This is a genomic window from Bacillus sp. NPDC094077 (assembly GCF_050279465.1).
Taxonomy (GTDB): Bacteria; Bacillota; Bacilli; order Bacillales; family Bacillaceae_G; genus Bacillus_A.
This window is the reverse complement of sequence record NZ_JBNNUF010000002.1, coordinates 606,803-629,206: the sequence shown is the minus strand read 5'-3', so window position 1 is coordinate 629,206 and position 22,404 is coordinate 606,803. Positions and strand designations below refer to the sequence as shown.

The 22,404-nt window shown below is 33.0% G+C and carries 18 protein-coding genes and 5 pseudogenes; 15 read left to right on the top strand and 8 right to left on the bottom strand.

Annotated features, from left to right (window positions below; genetic code table 11):
* Window positions 1-86 precede the first annotated feature (86 nt).
* The 4 genes from ACQKNR_RS08105 (at window position 87) to ACQKNR_RS08090 (ending at window position 3,395) form a co-directional block, all read left to right on the top strand.
* The gene (locus ACQKNR_RS08105; protein WP_427316808.1) at window positions 87-1,223 is read left to right on the top strand and encodes a glycosyltransferase family 4 protein; all 1,137 of its coding nucleotides are present in this window, start codon (window positions 87-89) and stop codon (window positions 1,221-1,223) included.
* Between the two features lie 24 nt (window positions 1,224-1,247).
* Complete coding sequence (gene cotS, locus ACQKNR_RS08100) at window positions 1,248-2,312, top strand: spore coat putative kinase CotS (RefSeq protein WP_427316806.1); 1,065 nt, start codon at window positions 1,248-1,250, stop codon at window positions 2,310-2,312.
* On the top strand, window positions 2,309-2,746 hold the full coding sequence (locus ACQKNR_RS08095) for a hypothetical protein (protein ID WP_427316805.1): 438 nt from the start codon (window positions 2,309-2,311) through the stop codon (window positions 2,744-2,746). Before cotS ends, ACQKNR_RS08095 begins: the two co-directional genes overlap by 4 nt.
* A gap of 82 nt (window positions 2,747-2,828) precedes the next feature.
* Entirely contained in the window at window positions 2,829-3,395 is a 567-nt protein-coding gene (locus ACQKNR_RS08090) for an AAA family ATPase (protein ID WP_427316803.1), read from the top strand.
* Window positions 3,396-3,494: 99 nt separating this feature from the next.
* Here the strand turns inward: ACQKNR_RS08090 and ACQKNR_RS08085 are convergent.
* From ACQKNR_RS08085 to ACQKNR_RS08070, 4 genes and pseudogenes are all read right to left on the bottom strand, one after another.
* Window positions 3,495-3,896, bottom strand: a pseudogene (locus ACQKNR_RS08085) (transposase); the annotation flags it as partial.
* Between the two features lie 334 nt (window positions 3,897-4,230).
* Window positions 4,231-5,421, bottom strand: coding sequence for a glycosyltransferase family 4 protein (locus ACQKNR_RS08080; protein WP_427316801.1), 1,191 nt, complete (start codon window positions 5,419-5,421; stop codon window positions 4,231-4,233).
* 3 nt (window positions 5,422-5,424) lie between these two features.
* Window positions 5,425-6,378: an NAD-dependent epimerase/dehydratase family protein gene (locus tag ACQKNR_RS08075; protein ID WP_427316799.1), complete on the bottom strand. Its 954-nt coding sequence runs from the start codon at window positions 6,376-6,378 to the stop codon at window positions 5,425-5,427.
* The gene (locus ACQKNR_RS08070; RefSeq protein ID WP_427316797.1) at window positions 6,375-7,664 is read right to left on the bottom strand and encodes a UDP-glucose dehydrogenase family protein; all 1,290 of its coding nucleotides are present in this window, start codon (window positions 7,662-7,664) and stop codon (window positions 6,375-6,377) included. The genes ACQKNR_RS08075 and ACQKNR_RS08070 overlap by 4 nt, the downstream gene beginning before the upstream one ends.
* 193 nt (window positions 7,665-7,857) lie before the next feature.
* Here ACQKNR_RS08070 and galU point away from each other — a divergent pair, with 193 nt between their 5' ends.
* Both galU and ACQKNR_RS08060 read left to right on the top strand, forming a co-directional pair.
* Window positions 7,858-8,679: a UTP--glucose-1-phosphate uridylyltransferase GalU gene (galU, locus tag ACQKNR_RS08065; RefSeq protein ID WP_427316795.1), complete on the top strand. Its 822-nt coding sequence runs from the start codon at window positions 7,858-7,860 to the stop codon at window positions 8,677-8,679.
* Between the two features lie 841 nt (window positions 8,680-9,520).
* On the top strand, window positions 9,521-10,225 hold the full coding sequence (locus ACQKNR_RS08060) for a YjgB family protein (RefSeq protein WP_427316793.1): 705 nt from the start codon (window positions 9,521-9,523) through the stop codon (window positions 10,223-10,225).
* A 15-nt stretch (window positions 10,226-10,240) separates the two neighbouring features.
* Here the strand turns inward: ACQKNR_RS08060 and ACQKNR_RS08055 are convergent, their stop codons facing one another.
* Entirely contained in the window at window positions 10,241-11,449 is a 1,209-nt protein-coding gene (locus tag ACQKNR_RS08055; RefSeq protein ID WP_427316791.1) for an MDR family MFS transporter, read from the bottom strand.
* A gap of 101 nt (window positions 11,450-11,550) precedes the next feature.
* Here ACQKNR_RS08055 and ACQKNR_RS08050 point away from each other — a divergent pair, with 101 nt between their 5' ends.
* The 5 genes from ACQKNR_RS08050 to ACQKNR_RS08030 all read left to right on the top strand — a co-directional run bounded on the left by ACQKNR_RS08050 (window position 11,551) and on the right by ACQKNR_RS08030 (window position 17,078).
* Window positions 11,551-13,287, top strand: coding sequence for an ABC transporter substrate-binding protein (locus ACQKNR_RS08050; protein ID WP_427316789.1), 1,737 nt, complete (start codon window positions 11,551-11,553; stop codon window positions 13,285-13,287).
* Between the two features lie 158 nt (window positions 13,288-13,445).
* Window positions 13,446-14,069 carry a YhbD family protein gene (locus tag ACQKNR_RS08045; RefSeq protein ID WP_427316787.1) on the top strand — a complete coding sequence of 208 codons (624 nt, stop codon included), beginning with the start codon at window positions 13,446-13,448 and terminating at the stop codon, window positions 14,067-14,069.
* A 13-nt stretch (window positions 14,070-14,082) separates the two neighbouring features.
* A complete protein-coding gene (locus ACQKNR_RS08040) occupies window positions 14,083-14,793 on the top strand; it encodes a polymer-forming cytoskeletal protein (protein WP_427316785.1) in 711 nt (236 codons plus the stop codon).
* A gap of 18 nt (window positions 14,794-14,811) precedes the next feature.
* A complete protein-coding gene (locus tag ACQKNR_RS08035) occupies window positions 14,812-15,519 on the top strand; it encodes a cytoplasmic protein (protein ID WP_427316783.1) in 708 nt (235 codons plus the stop codon).
* A 23-nt stretch (window positions 15,520-15,542) separates the two neighbouring features.
* Window positions 15,543-17,078 carry an MDR family MFS transporter gene (locus ACQKNR_RS08030; protein WP_427316781.1) on the top strand — a complete coding sequence of 512 codons (1,536 nt, stop codon included), beginning with the start codon at window positions 15,543-15,545 and terminating at the stop codon, window positions 17,076-17,078.
* A gap of 55 nt (window positions 17,079-17,133) precedes the next feature.
* Here ACQKNR_RS08030 and ACQKNR_RS08025 read toward each other — a convergent pair whose 3' ends face one another.
* Window positions 17,134-17,454 (bottom strand): hypothetical protein, encoded by a 321-nt coding sequence (locus tag ACQKNR_RS08025; protein ID WP_427316779.1) that lies wholly within the window; start codon window positions 17,452-17,454, stop codon window positions 17,134-17,136.
* 257 nt (window positions 17,455-17,711) lie between these two features.
* On the opposite strand from ACQKNR_RS08025, the pseudogene ACQKNR_RS08020 reads away from it, so the two are divergent.
* Window positions 17,712-17,924: pseudogene (locus ACQKNR_RS08020) on the top strand (BC_2878 family exosporium-associated protein); the annotation flags it as partial.
* A gap of 322 nt (window positions 17,925-18,246) precedes the next feature.
* Here the strand turns inward: ACQKNR_RS08020 and ACQKNR_RS08015 are convergent.
* Window positions 18,247-18,495: pseudogene (locus tag ACQKNR_RS08015) on the bottom strand (isochorismate family cysteine hydrolase YcaC); the annotation flags it as partial.
* 197 nt (window positions 18,496-18,692) lie between these two features.
* Here ACQKNR_RS08015 and ACQKNR_RS08010 point away from each other — a divergent pair.
* Window positions 18,693-19,463, top strand: a complete 771-nt coding sequence (locus ACQKNR_RS08010) for a GNAT family N-acetyltransferase (RefSeq protein WP_427316777.1) — start codon at window positions 18,693-18,695, stop codon at window positions 19,461-19,463.
* A gap of 477 nt (window positions 19,464-19,940) precedes the next feature.
* Window positions 19,941-20,633: a CsxC family protein gene (locus tag ACQKNR_RS08005; RefSeq protein ID WP_427316775.1), complete on the top strand. Its 693-nt coding sequence runs from the start codon at window positions 19,941-19,943 to the stop codon at window positions 20,631-20,633.
* A 64-nt stretch (window positions 20,634-20,697) separates the two neighbouring features.
* Here the strand turns inward: ACQKNR_RS08005 and ACQKNR_RS08000 are convergent.
* A pseudogene (locus ACQKNR_RS08000) lies at window positions 20,698-21,794 on the bottom strand (IS3 family transposase).
* Window positions 21,795-21,976: 182 nt separating this feature from the next.
* On the opposite strand from ACQKNR_RS08000, the pseudogene ACQKNR_RS07995 reads away from it, so the two are divergent.
* Window positions 21,977-22,404 (top strand): annotated as a pseudogene (locus tag ACQKNR_RS07995) (BC_2427 family protein); the annotation flags it as partial.

Sequence of the window (22,404 nt, the reverse complement as noted above, 5' to 3'; positions counted from 1 at the left end):
AACAATGAATAATTCACAATGATAAAGCTTATTCCGTAACATATATTGAAAAGAATTGTATTTTTATGAAATAGGGAGGGTAAAAAATGAAAATTGCAATAATTTCTACTGAAAAGCTACCTGTACCTGCCGTAAGAGGGGGGGCTATTCAAATTTATATAGATTCCGTCGCCTCCATTATTGCCTCTAAAGGAAATGATGTAACAGTTATTTCCATAACAGATCCAAATTTAAAACCGGAAGAAAAAAAGGGTGGTGTAAGATATATACGCTTTGCAGAAGAGGGGTATCTCCATGATATTCTGGAACATTTGAGAAATGAACAATATGATGTGGTTCATTTATGTAATCGTCCTAATTGGATTACGTCTTTAAGTGAAGTGGCAACAAAGACAAAATTTGTATTAAGTGTGCATAATGAAATGTTTGCGTATGAAAAGATGAGTGATCAAGAAGGAGAGGCATGTATTAAAGCTGTTTCAAAAATTATTACAGTTAGTGATTATATAGGAGAAACGATTACCTCTCGTTTTCAGATAGCAAAGTCTAAGACAAAAACAGTGTATTCAGGTGTAGATTTAAATGAATATTATCCTGCTTGGACTACCAATGGAAAAGAAGTTAAACATTATGTAAAGAAAGAGTTGAATTTGCAAAATAAAAAGGTGATTTTGTTTGTTGGCCGTCTGAGTAAAGTAAAGGGACCTCATATTTTGCTACAAGCTCTACCTAAAATCATTGAAAAAAACCCGGATATTGTAATGGTTTTTATAGGCTCAAAATGGTTTGGTGATAACAATGTAAACAACTATGTAAAACATTTATATACATTGGGAGCAATGTTTCAAAATAATGTAATCTTTATTAAATTTGTTAAGCCTAAAGATATTCCAACACTGTACGCTGTGTCAGATCTTTTCGTTTGTTCTTCTCAGTGGCAAGAACCTCTTGCGAGGGTACATTATGAAGCAATGGCGGCGGGATTACCAATTATCACTAGTAATCGAGGTGGTAACCCTGAAGTAATTGAAGAAGGGAAAAATGGCTATATTGTCGATGATTTCGAGAATCCTGATGCATATGCAGAGAAAATTATTAATCTATTAAATAATGAATCTAAGAGAGTTCAAATGGGGAAGTATGGGCGTTTGAAAGTTGAAAAGGATTTTGGTTGGAATCGTGTTGCCATGAATTTAATTGGAGTGTATAAGGAAGTGCTATAGAATTCAAGAGGAGGATGAAGAGAATTGGAAGAAATAGCTGGATTAGAGAAAGAACATTTAAATAGAATCCTTAGTTTTTATCCGTTTGAGGTAAATAATATTATTCTGCAATCAAGTAGAAGTGGAAGAACTGTTTGGGAAGTGGAGACAAATGAAGGGTTGAAAATATTAAAACAAGCACATATGAAGCCGAAAAGAATGTTATTTATTGCGGGAGCACATTTACATCTTTTTCAAAAAGGATTGCCAATTACGAAAATGCATCAAACAAAAAGGGGGGGATTTTGTATTGGAGCGGATGATTATGCATATGTATTATATGATAAACATCAAGGAAAAGAAGTGATTTATTATAATAAAGAACAATTGGAAAAAGTGCTTATATATGCAGGTAAGTTTCATCAAGCATCAGAAGGATATACTCCGCATCAAGAAAGTAAAATGAGAAGTCGATTAGGAAAATGGCATAAGTTATATAGGTGGAAATTGCAAGAATTAGAAGGAAACAAAAGAATAGCACAATCTTATCCTAACGATGTGTTTTCAAAAATGTTTTTAGAATATGTTGATAAAATGATAGCCCGTGCCAAAAGGGCATTACATGATATTGATGAACCATTTTATAATGAATGGACAAAACAAGTAATTGCATCTAAAAGTTTTTGTCAACAAGATTTTACATTGGCAAGATTTGAGGAAATAGATGATGATATTTTTATGAAGGAGTTACATTCTATTACAAATGATTTACCAGTAAGAGATTTACGTATTATTTTAAATAAAGTAATGAAAAAAATGTCAGTTTGGGATGTTGATTTAGTAATCCATATGCTGAGTGCCTATAATTCAGAAAATCCGTTATCAGAAAAACAATATCGCATACTTTGGACGGATTTAACGTTTCCTCATTTATTATGTTCAATTGCACATAAATATTATTTAGGGCAAAAGCGTTCTTGGTCTGATGAAAAATATATTTGGGCGTTACAAAATATAATTGCACTGGAAGATTCTAAAGAGGAATTTTTATCTCGATTTTCAGATGTTTATGATGAAATCAAGAATAAGAGTGGAGGGGGAAGAAAATGAATTTAGAACCAGAAGAAATAGTAATACCTATTTTAGACTTAGAAAAATTTATGTTTTCTCCACCAGGACCAATGGGATGGGAAATGTCAGAATATGAGCAAACATTAGAGAAGCAAAAAGACATTGTACTTGATGAATCATCTATATTAGAGAATTTAGCGATTATTAAAGATATAGAATTAGTGGAGTTACCGATAGTGGGATTACTAGAGTTAGAAACAATAAGCAGTAAAACAAACACAATAGTTAAGGACATTGTTGAGGAAATAAATGATGAAGATATTCAAATCGTTGAAGAGGAAGCCATACAATCGGATTTCATTACTACTGAACCAGAAAAACCAAAAATAAAAATAAAAATTATTACTCCTAACGAGCCATTAAAAAGACCGTGGATAGCTGGGAATTTAAAATATTTTAAAGAAAAAGAATAATGAAAAGTCCGCAATTACAACAATCATTTTTTACTTTCTAGCATATTTTAAATATAAGTCAAATAAGGAAGGAGTTATGTAAATGGCTGATGTAAAAAGAGCAAAAATAAAAATAGATTTTGAGAATGGCTTTAGTATTAATTCTGATCAAGATATACAAGAGGTATTAAAACTTTTGGCTGAAGTTATTCAATCTGGTACACATACTGGTGCAGAAGTAGAAGTTCAATATATTGATGAAACAGAAATAACCTTTACTGACGAAGAAGAAGAAGAAGAAGAGGACGAAGACGAAGAGGAAGAAGAAGAAGAGGACGAAGACGAAGACGAAGACGAAGAAGAGGACGAAGAAGAAGAGGACGAAGACGAAGACGAAGAAGACGAAGAGGACGAAGAAGAAGAGGACGAAGACGAAGACGAAGACGAAGACGAAGACGAAGAAGAGGACGAAGACGAAGACGAAGACGAAGAAGAAGAGGACGAAGAAGAGGACGAAGACGAAGAAGACGAAGACGAAGAAGAGGAAGAAGAAGAAGAAGAAGAAGACGAAGAAGAAGAGGACGAAGACGAAGACGAAGAAGACGAAGAAGAAGAGGACGAAGAAGAAGAGGACGAAGAAGACGAAGAAGACGAAGAAGACGATGCATAAGAAAAATCCCCCCTTTATCTGAAGTGAACCCCGAAAACGGGACACATATCAAAACACCTAAACCATCTGTTCCCTAAATTCTTTAGGGGATAGGTGGTTTCATTTTTCTTGAATTCGCACACAATTGTAGTAATGAATGTATTCTAGCACAATCTTTCGCACAGTTGTGTTGGATACTTTTGTTATCTTTTGTGAGTAGAAAGCTTCACTTTTTAAATGACCAAAGAAGCTTTCCATAACGGCATTATCATGGCAATTTCCTCTCCGGGATATGCTGGTGATAATGCCGTTTTCTTTGACACATGCTTGAAATCCCTTCGCTGTATAAATACTCCCTTGATCCGAGTGAAGGATCACATCTTTTACTTTTCGTCCTCTCATTGCTTGTTTTAATGTCTTCATCGCTAATGTCAGTGTTTGTGACTCACTGATGACATAACTAATAATTTCACGATTAAAGGCATCCATAATCGTTGATAAATACATGGTACGATTTGAATAACCATCCTGTTTCATCTCAACCACTTTCCATTTTATTTCTTCTGGATAATGAACTCTTGTCTTCAAACGAAAAACACCTCCATTGAATTTGCATACTTAGTATGCGAATTCAGGAGGTGTTTTTTCATGTGCCACTATTCGGGTTCACTTCAATCTTAGGGGCGATTTTTCTTATACTTTTGTTCATTTTATGAAATTAAAATACAAAATGAGAGGTTGAGGTAAATAGGAAATTGAGTTGCATCCTTCAATAAGTTTAATTTTATCCCACATTCTGTAAAAGATTGAGTGGTAAAATTGAAAAAAGTGGAAAAATACTGTTTAAAGTCTCATTTTATATAAATTGAATTTTAAGTGGCCGCAGGAGATTTTTTACAGGTTGGTTTGTGGGTATTGTTACTTGATTATATACTTGTTTTAACTTATTAGCTGTATGCTTAAATGTAAAGCTTTTTTCAACGATCTGCCTACCATTTTGAGCAATTAATTTTGCGAATTCTGGTTGAGATAGCAAACCTTGGATAAGTCTAGAAAATTCTTTTGGGTTATCATATTGTTCAATTAAACAGCCGTTATGTTCATCTGTTATAACTTCTGCATTTCCACCACGGTTTGTTGTAATAATGGGGATTCCAGCAGCCATTGCTTCGTAATGAACACGTGCTAATGGCTCATGCCATTGCGAGCTACAAACAAATATATCTCCCATTAAAAAAATATTATGAATTTGATCTGCTGGTATAAATTTAGTGAAAATTATATGTTCTTTAATAGGTTTAGCAAGTTTATGCAATTTTTTTATATATTTATTTACTCTGTTATCACTAAACCATTTACCTCCAACTATAACGAGTACCGCATCTTCATGGACTTTAACAATCTCTTTCATGGCATGGATGAGTATATCTGGTCCCTTATTTTTGGTCAATCTCCCAACAAATAGAATCACCTTTTTATCTTGGATAGCGTATTTTTTCCGAAATTCATTTCTAATTTCTTGTCCTTTGCGTGTCCAAATTGGAGGAGATGTTTTTATGTTTACACCAGAGTAAACAATCGAAATTTTATGTTCAGCTTGTGGGAATCTTTCAATTACCGTTTCTCTTATATAGTTACTAACCGTAACGATAGCTGTAACCATTTCAATAATGAAGTTGCCTTCAGGAATGGACATTTTGTGTTCAGCAAACATATCGTTATGAAGGCCTAATACAAATTTACTGTCTGGAGAGGCTTGTTTATATAGGGGAATATTTTTGGGACGATTAAAAACGTGTATAATATCAAAGGTATTGGATTGAAGTGCCTTGATAACATTCTGTTCATAATTTATTTGAGGGAAATACACGTAATGAATATTATCTTGTGTTGATTGTTTCGGAAGACTCGGATCTGAAATGGAGAAAATAGTAAGTTCGAATCCTTGTGATATATAGGGGGATACTCCATCAATCATCATTTGAATTGCACCACCTCTAATTGCTGGAGAAGGTAATTTTTCAGTACATATATATGCGATTTTCATGAACTAGTCTCCTTTATAGAGTTGTTTTATATACTTATATTCTGCTTCCAATCCATTAGTTAAAGAAACAACAGGACGATATTGCAATAATTTATTAGCCTTAGATATATCTGCCCATGTTTGTTTTGGTTCGCCAGGAATTGATTTCAGAAAAATTTTATTTGCTGACTTACCTGATATTTTTTCCAGTGTAGAAATGATATTCAAAACAGAAGATCGTTCTGTTCCACCAATATTTATAACTTCTCCTACTATATGTTCGCTTGTCTCTAAAGCAGCTATGGTTCCTCGTATACAGTCATCGATATAGGTAAAATCACGTGTTTGTGTTCCGTCGCCAAATATTGTGAGAGGTTTATCTTCTAGTATTTGTTTAATTAACCTGTGGAATGCCATGTCTGGTCGTTGTCTGGGTCCGTAAACAGTAAAATATCTTAAAATCACAGTTGGTATATGAAAATTTTTGTGATAAATATGGCATAGGTGTTCACTACTTAATTTTGTGACACCATATGGAGAAAGTGGATTCGGTAATAAGTCTTCAGAAACTCTACCAGATTTTTCTCCGTAAACAGAAGATGTTGATATATGAATAAATTTCTCTAACTGTATCTCTTTGCATGCTTCAAGTAAATATTGTGTAGCAAGTATGTTATTGGTTACATAAGGATGGAAATCTTTTCCCCAGCTTGTTCTTACACCAGGAATAGCAGCTAGATGATAAACGACTTTTACATCTTTTAATAGGCTGGTTAAATCTGTAGTTAATATATTTTCTCTAATGAATTGAAATCGTGGATTCTTCTGGAGGGTCCGAATATTATCTGTTTTTAAAGTCAGTGGGGTAGGGCCAATAAATTGATCAATAGCAACTACATGATATGACTTATTCTCAAGTAATGCTTGACATAAATGAGAACCAATAAAACCGGCGGCTCCTGTTACAAGTATTTTCATGGGCGACCAACTCCTATATAGCGTAAATTGTACTGCTCTATTTCATCTTTATCAATACAATTTCGTCCATCCACAATCGTGCATCCTTTCATTAATTGTTTGACTTCTTGCCAATTAAGTTTTTTAAATTCATCCCATTCTGTGGCAAGAATAATACAATCAGAATTTGTGATTGAGGATTTTAGTTCTTTATGTTGTGTAACTTGTTTATTCAAATGTAGAGGAAGAGAAGCTTTTGGATCATACGCATGAAGGTTGTAACCAAGAGGAAGTAATTTTTCAAGAAGTTCTACAGCAAGTGAATTACGAATATCATCAGTGTCTGGTTTGAAGGAAATTCCTAAAATTGTTACTTTATTTGAAGAGTGTACTTTTATGACATTTTTAATTTTTTCAATATAGAGGTCAATCTGTGTAGAATTAATGGATTGTACAGCTCCTAAAATAGGAACTGTTACCTGTTTATCATTTGCTGTATATATGAGTGAATGTAAATCTTTAGGGAAACACGATCCTCCATATCCCATTCCCGCCTGAAGAAAATGGGGATTAATTCGAAAATCGTAGCCAATTCCTTTTGCCACTTCATTAATATCAATGTGGTACGCGTCACAAATTCGGGCGATTTCATTTATAAAGGATATTTTTGTAGCTAAAAATGCATTGGCTGTATATTTAATTAATTCCGCTTCGCTTAAGCCAGTACAAATGAATGGAGCATTGATTTTTTTATAAATATTCTGCATAACTTCTAATGACTTTGTATCATTTTTTTGGATACCAATAATAGTTCTATCTGGAAAAAGCATATCTTGAACAGCAGATCCTTCACGGAGAAATTCTGGGTTAGAAACAATATTAAATAGAGATGACGGTACACCATTTTTGATGAGCATTTCATATAAATGTTGATTTGTTCCAGGTGGAACTGTACTTTTGGTAATAATTGTTTTATAGGATGTTATTGTTGGAACTAATAAATCAATAACAGAGTATAAATATTTTAAATCTGTCTTTCCACTGGGGGTAGAAGGAGTTCCTACAGCGATAAAAATAACTGATGATTGTTGTATAGCTAGACTAATATCATGCTGGAATTTTAGTTGTTTTCGATTCTTGTAAATAAGTTCTTTTAAACCAGGTTCGTAAATTGGGCATTCTCCGTTCTGAAGAGCTTGGATTTTATTATGATCTTTATCGACACAAATAATAGAATGCCCCAAATCGGCTAAAACTGCTGCCGATGTGAGTCCAACATAACCAGATCCTATAATACATATATTCATACGGCAAATCACCTTTCTATAGTTAATACTAGTTTTTACAGTATATTAGCGGACAAGTTAAAATGGTGACATAGGAAAAGGCCTATTCGTACAAACGATGTAAGATAGGAGCCTTTTTTAAATTTGTGATGCGCGGTTAAGGGTTCTACTGAATATAGTATTGAAAGCATGTTGAAGAAGGGGGGAGAGGGGGATGATAAAAAAAGCGATCATTCCAGCTGCTGGTTATGGTACAAGAAGTCTTCCTATTACAAAGGTAGTTCCGAAAGAAATGTTTCCGATTGGTAATAAACCTGCAATTCATTATATTGTAGAAGAAGCTGTGAAGTCAGGGATTGAACAAATATTAATCATTCTTTCAAGTAGAAAGAACTTAATAGTTGATTACTTTGATTATTCATTAGAACTAGAGGCATTTTTAGAAAGGGAACAAAAGGTCGAATTATTAAAAAAATACAATATCCCTAACGTTCAAATCCATTATGTAAGACAGCCGTATGCGAAAGGACTTGGTGAAGCAATAAAATTAGGAGAAACATTTATTGGTAATCACCCTTTTGCTGTGCTTTTGCCAGATGATATCATAATTTCTAATAAAGAAACGCCCTTAAATCAGTTAATTAAGATATACGAAGAGACAAAAAGTAGTGTATTAGGTATCCATACTGTACCAGATGAAGATTTAGATAAATATGGGATTATTAAGGGGGATAGTGTTAAGGGAGATTATATTCAGATTACAAATATTGTTGAAAAACCGAAAGCAAATGCTCCATCTAATCTTGCTGTTGTCGGCCGATATATTTTTACGCCAAATATATTCCAGTTGTTAAAAAAGATTGAGCCTGGGCATGGAGGTGAGTATCAACTAACTGATGCAATAGAGTCTTTACTTAAGACAAAGAACGTGTATGGCAAAATTATTGATGGAAAAAGATTTGATATTGGGCAAGAAAATGATTATATACAACTTCTTAATTTTATACATGCAAAAAATAGAACAAACATGAATTGATACGTTGAAAACCTTCCTAATATACTTGAACTTAAAAAATTAGTTAAAGCAGTTTTAGGAGGAAAAAAAGTTTTTATGAATTCAACATTGCTAGGGTTGAAAATTAACAAAAGATTTAACTTTTTGGAGAGGGATTATTGGGGAATTTGTGTAATTTTAGTAAGAGAAAAATATAATAATTTTAGATGTGTTTTAAATAGATATGATTTTGATTTTTGAGAGTGGGATTGAATTTTCAAAACTGCCCCTTTGATTATTCACTTTCTTGCATAAAATGAATAGAAGAAATTTGTTTTCTAGGAAGAATATATACTAGTGCAAGTCATTTGTATTGTTTACTATGATGATGGAAATTAGAAAAATTTTAATATGGATTATATGCTTTTTAAATCATTGAGAGTAAAGGAATGAAGCAAAATATCACTTTGTATTCAAAAAACAAATGTATTTTCTACTTCATACTGTGCAGGAAAGATTTTTAATAATTGTATATAATGATGAGATGTAAAAAGTTCTTTATTAAAAAATAGTATAAAAACTACATTTTAATAAAGAACTTTTTTGTGTAACGACACTTCTCCTGTTGTTATTTAAAGTGAATTTTGTGACAGTTATTTATAAGTTAAAATAGAAGGATTGTAATAAATAAAGGAAGAAGGTATATACAAGGAGATGAATAAGATGATTAATAATACAATTCCGATTTTTTAAAACTTTTCAGGAAGCAATGATATATAATTATATAACTTGAATAAGTATTATGATATGCACCCTGAAGCATTTGAAGAGTAGTGTAATGGAATGGTTATAAAAGTGAATATGTTGAAGAGGGAAGCTGAAAATGATGAAAGTATATATGAAAGTGCTTTTATTGTTTCTAACTTTAACGTGTGTAGCGGCTTTAAACGCGTGTCATAACGCTGAGGAAAAGAAACAAACTAATTTAAAATCTGAAAATAGTACGGAAAAAAAGAACGATACATCGGAAACGAGTAAAAATAATGAGGACACCGCTTCGAAAAAAGAGAAAGAGTCTGTGGAAAAACCAAAAGATCAAAATTCAGCAAAGCCTTCAACAGATTCTAATTCGAAAAATACAGCACTTAACCAAAAATCAATTAACTATGTTAAAGAGTTATTTAAACAAGCGAAAGAAGGTAAAGTACCTAACATTTCGTACGCAGCACATACAGGTGATATTGAAGAAATAGAGAAGGCATGGGGGAAAGCAGATAAAACTGAGCAAGCAGGAAACGGGATGTACGTGACTTTTACAAAAAAAAATGTTGCGTTCGGATTTAATAAAGGATCTCAAGTTTTTGATGTTCGTTCTTACCATGCAGAACTAAAATCGATTACGTTACAAGAAATCGAAAAGGCTTTAGGAACACCAGCATCGGTTAAAGTAAATGGTGATGATAAAATATACGTTTATAAAGTAAATAATCAATTTGAATTGAAATTTGTTATTCCAAAATCAACGGGTAAAGTACATCATATTTCTGTGTTTTCACCGGAGGATAGTATTAATAAAATGGCAGGTTAAATGAAAGAGCTGTTCCTATAGGGACAGCTCTTTTACTTTGTTTCTTTCCAGTGACTGAATAAAAAATGCTTGAATGATTCCGCCAATTGTTAAGAAGAAGGCACAAATGTAAAATAGAGTACTACCGCTAAAATTGCTTAATAACAGTGCTCCAACAAAAGGACCACAAGTTCTTGAAATATCCCAATGTATACCGTAAATCGAAAAGTACATTCCGCGTCTATGACTTGGAGCAATTTCTGAAACGAATCGAAGTAAATGGTTTAAAGCAATACTTTCTCCAATGACTAAAAAGAGTAATGTGAAAAATAGAGACGAGATAGTCGCTGAATACCCGTATCCAATTGCAGCTATTGTATAGCAGGTGTAAGAAATAAGGATGATTTTCGTCATGGAAAATCGTTCAGACCATTTTACGAGGAAAATTTGTAGAATGATTTCCAAAATGGCTTTGCAGGTTGAAATAAATGCGAGTATGAATACGAAATTCGGAAATACATGTTCTGCGAAAATACGATAGTTTGTTTCAGTTTGTGCATAGAAAAAGCTAATAGGAAGTGTAGAAGCCATAAGTCCAAATACGGCGTAATGTTTGTGTACAAATTGTTTTGGAGATGATGCTACTTCAAGTTTTTGTTTTGACGTTGTAATTGCTGGAGCAGTTTCTGGGAGCTGCGTCCAAACAACTATTGCATATATCATAAGTGTAATACTTTGCATCATAAATAAATATTCAGGGTGAGTAGTATAAAAGATAGCACCAATTAAAGGACCGATTACGGATCCAATTGCTCCCATCGTTTGCAGGAGAGCAAATATTTCTGCTTGCTGCTTTTGTTTTGTTAAATCAGCAATTTGTGCACGCTGAGCGGGAATATATAAGGATCGACCAACTCCATTAATGATATATAACAGTGCAAATATAAAAACGGATTGAGCAAAAACGAAACTACCGATTGCAACACCTTGCAGCAATAAGCCGAGTAACATAATTTTTTTTCGCCCATATTTATCAGTAACGCCTCCAGCAATAAGTGTAAAGACAATGTCTGAAAGTGGTTGTAGTCCGAAAATCAGCATAGTCATCATTATATTGCCGTTTAACATTTTATTAACGTATATAATCATAATGAGAGCTAACATTGATTCCGTTGTTCGGGTTAATAATTCACCACACAGTCTAATGATAATAGGTTTATTGTAACGTAGTAAGAGATGGTTCAATATGATTTCCTCCTTTCTATATTGAAATGATAAAATGAAAGGAGAAATGGAAAAAGGGTAGAAATAAAAGGGAGTATTTTTCACCTTTTAGGGGGATTATGATGTTTATTTTAGATCAATACATTGAACTATGGATTGCCTATGGGAAAGGGAAACGAGAAGGAGAACAATTAGAAATAACAGTGCAAAATATATCTGAAACTTTATTTTGTACAGAGCGTAATAGTAAATTAATTATAAAAAAATTAGAAGAGTTACATTGGATCGCTTGGTTTCCAGGTCGCGGGAGAGGAAATCGTTCTAAATTAATATTTAAAAAGCATCCGACGCCATTAATTTTAGATAGAGGAAAAGAAATAACGAAAAAAGGGGATGTGAAAAGCGGGATCTCATTTGTGGAACGCTATAGCGCACATTTTCCATCAGTAAAGAGAGAATATCAGTCTTGGGTTGATTCTATATTTGGTCATAAAATTGAAATGACATTCGAAGGTAGAAAAGATGTACTCCGTTTGCAAGTGCAAATGAATTTAAATATTTCCTTAGATCCTGTATACGCTACGATGCGCTCGGAATGCCACATGGTTAAACATATTTTTGATACACTTGTATATGTAAACGAGGAAACAAATTCTATAGAGCCAAGACTTGCTTTTCACTGGGAATATAATGATGTTGAAAAGATATGGACGTTTTATTTACGAAAAGGAGTTCACCTTCATAATGGAAAACGACTTACTACACATGATGTTATATATTCATTAAATCGATTTATGAAAGCTAAAAACAACCCGCACTCTTGGATGTTACAACATGTTGAAAGTTTCCGTGCAGTAGATGAATATGTTGTAGAAATTCAATTACATACGGAAAATAGGATGTTTTTACATATGCTAAGTGCAGAACAGTGTTCTATCGTAAGAGAAGATGAAGTAGGAAACTTCATTGGTACAGGACCTTTTCAATTATATAAAAGTAATGAAAATCTGTTTATACTAGAAGCCCATCATTTATATTTTCGAGAGAGACCTTTTCTAGATCGAGTTGAGTTATGGAATGTAGAACAAAGTGTAAATACATATGATGTTTTAGTAAAAGCGCAGTATAAAGATAGAGAAAAACATAATAAAGAATTGTCTCGACTTGAGTCGAACGTGACATATTTAACATGTAATCTTGTGAAAGAAGGGCCAATGCAAGATGAATTGTTTCGGAAGGCACTATATAAAATCATTCATGGCGATACAATTGTTCAAGAACTCGGCGGAGAACGTGGAGAAGTCGCAAAGGAGTTGATATTAGCAAGTGACAGCATAGTAAAAATTGAGGAAGATATAGAAAGTTTAATTAAAAGAAGTACTTATCATAATGAAGTGTTACAACTTTATACATTTAAAGGACGAGATCACGTTGAAGATGCGCACTGGATACAAAAAGAGTGTGTGAAATTTGGGGTTAATATAGAAATCAATTTTCTTGAAATAGAAGATTTGTTGCAAGTAAGTACGATACAAAAAGCTGATATCATGCATGATAGTGCAACGATTAGTGAACGGATAGAAGATAGTCTACTATACATGTTTCTTACAAAAAACAGTTTTATTCATCAGCATAGCAATATAAATTTTAATGAAGTATTACAACCTTATTTTACAGAAAATCAATTAGAGAAACGGAGTACACTGTTACGCGATCTTGAGTACACTTTGTTACGCCAAATTCATATTATTCCTTTATATCGTAACAAACAAGAGGTAAGTACACATGAAAAAGTACAAAATATAATGATTAATTCACAAGGTTGGATTGATTTTTATGAAATATGGTTTAAGTCTTGATATAAAAAGGTTCTTATGCATTTTAGTAAGATGCGTAAGAACCTTTTTGTATGAAAAATGAAGTTTGTTTTACACATTGTTACGCTACTTATGTTGAATGCCTATTTACAGCGTAACAGTGTTATGTTACATTGTTATTAGGAAGGAGTGTTATACAGTTGAGTACAGATTTGATTTCAAAAAAAGATTTATTAGAACTAACTGGTATTTCATACGGACAGTTATATAGGTGGAAAAGAAAAAATTTAATACCGGAAGATTGGTTTGTACGAAAGTCAACATTCACGGGTCAGGAAACATTTTTTCCGAAAGAAAAAATATTAGAGCGTATTGATAAAATCCAAACGATGAAAGAGGATTTATCACTAGATGAATTAGCAAATATGTTTTCGCCAAGTGTAACAGAGATTTTTTTAACGAAAGAAGATCTCATTCGTAAAGGGATTACATCAGAACCTGTTTTACAATTCTTCATAGAGCAAACGAACAAAACGGCAGACTTTCAATTTGTAGATATTCTTTATTTGTATATGTTAGAAGAATTACTACAATCGGGAGAGATTAGTTTAGAAGAAGGAAAAATGGTTCTACAGGTTTTACGAGAAAATTATGAAGCAATTAAGCATAAAATTTGCGACTTAATTATCGTTCGAAAGTTAGGGATTTCTACATGTTTCTTAGTTTCAAACGTGGACGATTTAATTTTTGAAAAGGGAACAAAAATTGTTTTACGTGAAGCAATTACGAAATATACCGAAGCATTAAAAACTAAACTGTTGTAGTGGAGGAGAAATAATGCGTACAGAAAATTTAATTATAAACGGTTACGGTTCATCGAATGGCGGTGAGTTTCATAAAGTACAACTAAATGGAAAAGGAACTGTGAATGGAAACGTTGAATGTGACCAGTTTGAATGTAATGGTTACGGTGCAGTTACTGGTGATTTGAAAAGTAGCAATGCAAGAATTAGTGGATCAGGTAAGGTTGATGGTACTGTTAATACAGAAACGATGCGAATTGATGGAAAAGCAACAATTACTCAAGATGTGAAGGCGACCAGTTTAAAAATTGCAGGAAAAGGTACGATAGGTGGAAATGTCACTGGTGAAGAATTTAAAATCAACGGTCAAGCGACAATTGATGGTAATTGTGAAGTTGATACATTTTCTTCAGAAGGACAATTTACAGTTGGTGGATTATTAAGTGCAGATGAGATTCATATAAATATTCACGGTACATGTAGAGCAAAAGAGATTGGTGGTCAAACGATTAAAGTAAGACATAGATTGAGTACTTTTAGTAGACTATTTAAAACAGTATTTGGTTTGCAGTTAGAAGCTGAACTACTAGAAGGTGACAATATCGATATAGATTATGCTCACATAAAAACGGTCAGAGGAAACAATGTTACAGTAGGACCGAATTGTGAGATTGAACTCATTGAATATACTGGTGTTCTTACTGTAGATAAAAGTGCAAATGTGAAAGAAATTAAGCAGGTTTAATGGGAGGGAGAAATTAGTATGGAACATCAACATAGTCTCACAGTAAATGGTTCTGGCAGTTCAGCAGGCGGAGATTATAACAAAGTAAAGATTCGCGGTGAAGGAACAATTTCTAATGATATGAGTTGCAATGAATTTAAAACGTATGGCACGAGTGATGTACGCGGTAATATGAAAGTTAAAAATTATGTCGTATATGGAGATAGTGAAGTACAAGGAAATGTAGATGCGGAATATGTAAAAGTATATGGTAATACACAATTGCATGGTGATGCTCATATTGAAAAAATAAAAGTTAGAGGTATGATAGAAGTTAAAGGAAAGTTCATTGGTGATTTCGTAGATGTGAAAGGTGCTTTAAATGTGAAGGGAGATATTGAAGTAGAAGATTTATCACTGACAGGTGGTCTTGAAAGTGATGGATTACTAAATGCGGAAAATATTCAAATTTCACTTCGTTATGAAGGAAGCAAAGTGAGAGAAATTGGTGGTAAAAAGATTACCGTTCGTAAAAAAGCGAGATTTATTCCTTTTACAAGTCATGCTGGAAGCCTCCAAACATCAATTATTGAAGGGGATGATATTTATTTAGAACATACAATTGCTGAAGTTGTAAGAGGAAATAACGTTACAATTGGTCCAGGATGTGAAATTAGTGTTGTAGAATATCATACTAGTTTTAATCAAAAAGGTAATGCGGTCGTAAAAGAACATAAACAAATATAAGTAGTACGAGGGAGAGCAAGGTTATGGTTGAGAAGAATAATAAGCTCGGCTTTGTTGTGGCGGGCTTATTGCTAGGTATTTTAATGGCATCAATGGATAACACCATTGTCGTAACAGCGATGGGAACGATCGTTGGTGACTTAGGAGGCCTAGAAAACTTTGTATGGGTCGTTTCTGCCTATATGGTCGCAGAAATGGCAGGTATGCCGATTTTCGGAAAACTATCAGATATGTATGGTAGAAAGAGATTCTTTATTTTCGGTTTAATCGTCTTTATGATTGGTTCGGCACTTTGTGGTACTGCTGAGAATATTACACAGTTAGGTATTTATCGTGCTATTCAAGGTATTGGCGGCGGGGCATTAGTGCCGATCGCGTTTACTATCGTTTTTGATATTTTCCCTCCTGAAAAGCGCGGGAAAATGGGTGGTTTATTCGGAGCAGTATTTGGTTTATCAAGTATTTTCGGTCCGTTACTTGGTGCATATATTACAGATTACATTAGTTGGCACTGGGTATTTTACATTAACCTACCACTTGGCATTTTAGCACTTATTTTTATTACATTCTTTTATAAAGAGTCACGAGTTCATAGAGAACAAAAAATTGATTGGTTTGGCGCAATTACTTTAGTTGGTGCAGTAGTTTGTTTAATGTTTGCCCTAGAATTAGGCGGACAAAAATATGATTGGGATTCTAGCTTTATTTTAAGTTTATTTGGTGGATTCGCTATTTTAATAATCGCATTTATTTACATTGAACGAAAAGTAGAAGAGCCAATTATTTCATTTGAGATGTTTAAACAACGCTTATTCGGAATGAGTACAATTATTGCATTATGTTACGGAGCTGCTTTTATGTCAGCAACTGTGTACATTCCATTATTTATTCAAGGTGTATACGGTGGTACCGCAACAAACTCAGGATTATTACTTTTACCGATGATGTTAGGTTCAGTCGTAACAGCGCAGTTAGGCGGATTCTTAACGACAAAACTTAGTTACCGAAACATTATGATTATTTCTGCTGTTATTATGCTAATTGGATTATTCTTGTTAAGCACGTTAACGCCAGAAACAAGTCGTGCATTATTAACGGTTTATATGATTATTATCGGATTTGGAGTTGGTTTCTCGTTCTCTGTACTAAGTATGGCAGCTATTCACAACTTCGGTATGGAACAACGCGGGTCTGCGACTTCAACGAGTAACTTCATTCGTTCATTAGGTATGACACTTGGTATTACAATCTTTGGAATGATCCAAAGAACCGGTTTCCAAGATCAATTAGAAGAAGCGTTTAAAGGTATGAGCGGTGGAATGGATACAAACGCATTAGGAGATTCAAGAGCTATATTATCAGAATCTGCAAGGTCTCAAATTCCGCGGCAAATATTAGATAAAATTATTGATGCTCTTTCTAGTTCGATTGTTCAAACATTTATGTGGGCATTGGTACCAGCTGGTTTAGCATTCGTATTCATTTTCTTTATGGGAAATGAGCGTATGGTATTAAAGAAAGAACAAAATAAGGTGAAAAGCGAAACATCAAAAGCGTAAAGAAAAAGCTCCTTTCAATTTTGAAAGGAGCTTTTTTCATATGTAAGGATTCAGATTAGCCTTCGATAATTTCGTATTCTTCGTCTGCTAATAATAAAATTTGTGTTTTCTTACCTTTGTTTTGAACTTCGATTACATCGTATGTACCTAAGTCTCTTAGCTTGCTTTGAGAAGCGTTAACCATAACTTCTATAGAATCAATTAAGATATCTTCTTCAATATATGATTCAGGCAATGCCATATCTTCAGTATCTAATACACATGCGTATAGATTTTGTAGATTTTCAGCAGTTGGATTTTGCTCCTCAACATCAATGATGTTTTTTACTGCTTCCATATTTTCTTCTTTTGCTTGGTACACTTTAATTTTAGCCATAGTTTTAATCTCCTTTATAACGTAATCGTAGAGGCTACATCTCATTATAACGCTTTTTTATTGAAAGATGAAATTGTTATATGCATTTATAGCAAAAATTATGTGTTATTACTTATTATTGGTGTAAATTCCTTATCAATGTTATGAGTAGGTAACTATATCCTTACGTTAAAGTTATATTGTCCAAGCTTTTCTTATCTTCTGCTCATATTATATGTATTAGATAAAAACATAAAGGGATGGAATGTAAGTGGAGTGTAAGTCGAAACGAAATTGTTGTATCCTATTTCCTGTCATTTAACAAGATGAAAAGTATCGTACCATTTGTACAAGAAGACAGTGAGGTTATTTTTGTAGATTGCTCAAAGATTGATGCGAATCGAATAGGAAAAGTTTGTAATTGTAAAACGAAAGTTAAATTTATTGAAGAGGATTTTAGTCTCCTTGGAAATGTCTGTCCACAGTGTTTAATGAGGTTTTTTTACATATACTAGGTGGATTGTAGTAACGAAAAAATCGCATTGTTAATATGAATGTTAGAAGTAAATAGGGCGGTTAGTTGTACTATTAATCGCTATGTGAAACTTCCTATTATGGTACGGTATTTTACAATAAATTATGAAGGGACCCACTACAGTAAAGCTAGGGAAATATAATTTAAGTGTATTTAAATGTAATGAAGGAGGTCATACAATATTTGTAAAGTAAGTAAGAAAAGGGCTATTGGTAATCTTTATTGAGTTTACATAGTTATTTAAAATTGATATCAAGTTTAATCAAGGATTGAGTAATTTATTTACTAAATTCTTTTTGAGCTCCCATATAGCTTCCGATGATATTTTGATAACTTGGAAGATGCTTAGCAAGTAAAGATCCGAAACCTTCAACATCATTTCGCCAGTCACGCTGTAATTCTGCTGCAACGCTAAACCAGTTCATTAGTTGGACTCCTCCATGGGCCATACGTATAAGAGCGGCATCAGCAACTTGTTTACTAAAAGTTCCAGATACATCCGTTACAACAAATACCTCATACCTTGCATTTACAGATGTGTATTTTAAAATCGAAAAAGTGAATTTTTCTTTTTTGATTAAATGTTATAATGATTTTATATTTGCGAATTATTTACAATTGTTAGAAATTTAAGTTTAATAGGTGAATGTGTAAAAAAACAGAAACATAAGTTACTTCATGGAAATATAGAGTTATATTGATTTTATAGAAAGTAGGAATGTAAATGATATATGAAGCGAATATACATACAAGAAAAAAATTAGTTTCTATGTTCGAAGATTTTAATAATGTTGTTTTATTTTCTTATTTACAAGGACATATGGGAACAGCCTGGGTAAACGATCTTGAAAATCCGACAGTAGCGCAAGTTACAGTAGGAATTTTCACATTTTACGCTGGAGATCTAAATGTGAAAGAAACAGAAGAGTTATTACGTAACATTCCTGAAAGAATGTTAGTAATTGTAAATAGTGAAGAGTGGAAAAAGTGTTTAGAAACATTTTATGAAAGAAAAATAGATAAGTTTTTACGCTATAAATTCAAACGTAATTCGGAAGTTTTTGATCGTTCAAAATTAAAATCTTTTATATCAACACTTCCAAAAGGATATGAGTTAAAAAAAATAGATGAGCATATCGCAAAAAATCCTACACTACATAAGCTTTCTGAAGATTTTACAAGTCAATTTCAATCAATAAAAGATTATGTAAATCGTGGCATAGGTTATAGTATTTTGTATAAAGGAGAAGTTGTATGCGGTGCATCATCGTATAGTATTTATGATGATGGGATTGAAATTGAAATTGCTACTGTTCTGAACCATAGAAGAAAAGGTTTGGCGACTGTAGCTAGTACAGCTATTATATTGGATTGTTTAGAAAAGGGTATATATCCAAACTGGGATGCAGCGAATAGTACATCTGCCAAACTAGCAGAAAAGCTAGGATATGTTTTTGATAAGGCGTATGATACTTATGTTGTGGATAATAGGTGAATGAATAGGGATTTGTACGAATTGTACAACATAAAGAATTTAAAGGAAAAGCCTGATGACGAGATTTTGCAATTTATTGGTTACAAAAACCGGCTTTTTTAGTCGGTTTTTATTTTTTATAGAAGGGGGTAATAATTGTGATGTTCTGCTTGGTGGATATTATTAAGTGGGTAAATGATTAATATTAAATATACCCTTTGCTAGATAGAATAAAAAGACTCTTTAAAAAATTAATTGTATCATTCTTATTAGTTCTATCATGAAAAGGTCAAGAAATTCTATTTTATCTAGGTAGATATTCGTATAGGCTTCGTATATTAATTTATGTGTTTTTAACTATCAAGAGGAAATGAATCCCTTACTTTGTAAATGATAAAAGTGACTATGATACAAACCCACGCATTAATAGAAAAAGTACATATACAGTAAAGAGAGTTAAAAAACTCTAAATTTTTTTTATAAAGGAGATTATAAAATATGAGTGAACAATGCCCAATTAATGTACCATGTCAAACAGCAGGACAAACTCAAACCCCATTAAGCGATCAAGCGGCAACACCAATTCTTACTCCAGCACCAATTGTAAAAATACCAGTTGTATTAGCAGAAAGAACAATTCAAATTGTTGTAGAATCCGATATTTCATTAGAACCTGCGGCGACTGAGATTAAACGTGTGTTAAAAAACGTATTTTTAACACAATGTAAATTGGTTCCTGTAGCATTTACTCCAGTAACAGGCACAAATTTCCGCCGAGTTACAAGAGCAAAATTATTTGTACAAGGATTTATTCGTAAAAACATTGAATATGCAGGTAGTGGATGCGATTCAGTGCTATTTGATCGCATTGCAAATGTTCCATTTTCTGGTTTTGCAGACTTAGCAGATGGTGATTTTTTAACACAAGCTTTAATAGCATCTTCCTCAGATACAACATCTCACTTTATTAATCCAAAAAACGGTGATTTACCACGTTTAGACAAATACTTCTTCGAAAATGCAGTTGTTTATAACGAACAACCATATTGCGAATTAGTCAGCGCTAATTTCTTTGAATTAGACTTTTCCCCTTGTCCAACAGAATTAAACGAAACATTTGATACACTTCGTGAAAAAATTGTACTAGATCTTACTTTAAAGGTTCTACAAGTACAACAAGTACAAATATAAAACTAAAAAAGACATTGTCTTTGATTGAAGTGAACCCCCGAAAACAGGACACATATCAAAGCACCTAAATCATCTGTTCCCTATATTCTTTAGGAGATAGGTAGTTTAATTTTTCTTGAATTTGCACACAATTGTAGTAATGAATGTATTCTAGCAGAATCTTTCGCACAGTTGTGTTGGATACTTTTGTTATCTTTTGTGAATAGAAAGCTTCGCTTTTTAAATGACTAAAGAAGCTTTCCAGGGCGGCATTATCATGGCAATTTTTGCTGGTGATAATGCCTTTTTCTTTGGCATGCGCTTAAATTCCTTTGTAGTATAAATACATCCTTGATCTAAATGAAGGATGACATCTTTTACTTTTCGCCCTCTCATTGCTTGTTTTAATGTCTTCATAGCTAGTGTCAGAGTTTGTGATTCACTGATGACATAACTAATAATTTCGTGATTAAAGGCATCCATAATCATTGATAAATACAATATACACTCTTCAAATAATAGGTAAGTTACATCCGTAAACCAATTTGCACTTGGGGCTGACGATTCAAATTGACGTTCTAATCGATGAGGAGCTACACCTGGTTCAGCACCGTTGATATATATTTTTTCTTACGACGTACTTTCGAGAGTATATAATATTGTTTCATGATTCGTAATACTTTTTTATGATTGACACACAACCCCATTTTTCGAAGAATGGTGGTCACTCTTCGATACCCATACCGTCTTTAGGGCGTTCTGTTGTCTGTAACCAACGATAAAATGTGGAACGTGGTAGTTCTAATACTTTACACAGTTCTTGTATGGTTAATTTTGTTTTTAATTTATTCCATAGGGAAAAAACGGTATGCGATTTCAGCTCCTTTCGATTTCCAGATACTTTCCTCATACAAATAATTTTGTTCTTAAATGTTTATTTTCTAATCGAAGCTGTTCCAATTCATTTAGTTCTTTTGGTCCTTTTCCATAAGAATATTGTTGTCCTATGGGTTGTTGAAAACGATGGGTTTGATCTGTATGATACCATCTCATCCATGTCTTAATTTGGGAAACATTTTTAATTCCGAGTGTTTCCATAATGGTACGATTTGAATAGCCATCCTTTTTCATCTCAATCACTTTCCACTTTACTTCTTCTGGGTAATGTACTCTTAAAAACACCTCCGTTGAATTTGCATACTTAGTATGCGAATTAAGGGGGTGTTTTTTTCATGTATCATTATTCGGGTTTACTTCAGATAAAAAGACAATGTCTTTTTTATTATTATAAAACATATATAATGATGAAATGGTCGTGTACAAAAAACATATTTTTATGAATTTCATCAGATGGGGGGATGGTGATGAATAAGCCATGGGTTGGTAAGGGAATATGGAACAAAGTTTACAAAGGGACAATGCTGAATGGTCAAGATGATGCACGCGGAATAAGAGAAAAGGAGAAAAGTGAAGAAACAGAATCAGAAAAAGAAGGTATAGCAATTAAATCAGAGAAAGAAAGTAAAGAATTAGAGTTCAAAAAAGAAGGTATAGCAATTAAATCAGAGAAAGAAAGTAAAGAATTAGAGTTCAAAAAAGAAGATAAAGCAATTAAATCAGAGAAAGAAAGTAAAGAATTAGAGTTCAAAAAAGAAGATAAAGCAATTGAATCAGAGAAAGAAAGTAAAGAATTAGAGTTCAAGAAAGAAGATAAAGCAATTAAATCAGAGAAAGAAAGTAAAGAATTAGAGTCCAAGAAAGAAGATAAAGCAATTGAATCAGAGAAAGAAAG

Coding starts and splice junctions, on each gene's coding strand:
- ACQKNR_RS08105 (WP_427316808.1), top strand. CDS start 87: ATGAAAATTGCAATAATTTCTACTGAAAAGCTACCTGTACCTGCCGTA.
- ACQKNR_RS08095 (WP_427316805.1), top strand. CDS start 2,309: ATGAATTTAGAACCAGAAGAAATAGTAATACCTATTTTAGACTTAGAA.
- ACQKNR_RS08090 (WP_427316803.1), top strand. CDS start 2,829: ATGGCTGATGTAAAAAGAGCAAAAATAAAAATAGATTTTGAGAATGGC.
- ACQKNR_RS08080 (WP_427316801.1), bottom strand. CDS start 5,421: ATGAAAATCGCATATATATGTACTGAAAAATTACCTTCTCCAGCAATT.
- ACQKNR_RS08075 (WP_427316799.1), bottom strand. CDS start 6,378: ATGAAAATACTTGTAACAGGAGCCGCCGGTTTTATTGGTTCTCATTTA.
- ACQKNR_RS08070 (WP_427316797.1), bottom strand. CDS start 7,664: ATGAATATATGTATTATAGGATCTGGTTATGTTGGACTCACATCGGCA.
- galU (WP_427316795.1), top strand. CDS start 7,858: ATGATAAAAAAAGCGATCATTCCAGCTGCTGGTTATGGTACAAGAAGT.
- ACQKNR_RS08060 (WP_427316793.1), top strand. CDS start 9,521: ATGATGAAAGTATATATGAAAGTGCTTTTATTGTTTCTAACTTTAACG.
- ACQKNR_RS08050 (WP_427316789.1), top strand. CDS start 11,551: ATGTTTATTTTAGATCAATACATTGAACTATGGATTGCCTATGGGAAA.
- ACQKNR_RS08040 (WP_427316785.1), top strand. CDS start 14,083: ATGCGTACAGAAAATTTAATTATAAACGGTTACGGTTCATCGAATGGC.
- ACQKNR_RS08035 (WP_427316783.1), top strand. CDS start 14,812: ATGGAACATCAACATAGTCTCACAGTAAATGGTTCTGGCAGTTCAGCA.
- ACQKNR_RS08030 (WP_427316781.1), top strand. CDS start 15,543: ATGGTTGAGAAGAATAATAAGCTCGGCTTTGTTGTGGCGGGCTTATTG.
- ACQKNR_RS08025 (WP_427316779.1), bottom strand. CDS start 17,454: ATGGCTAAAATTAAAGTGTACCAAGCAAAAGAAGAAAATATGGAAGCA.
- ACQKNR_RS08010 (WP_427316777.1), top strand. CDS start 18,693: ATGATATATGAAGCGAATATACATACAAGAAAAAAATTAGTTTCTATG.
- ACQKNR_RS08005 (WP_427316775.1), top strand. CDS start 19,941: ATGAGTGAACAATGCCCAATTAATGTACCATGTCAAACAGCAGGACAA.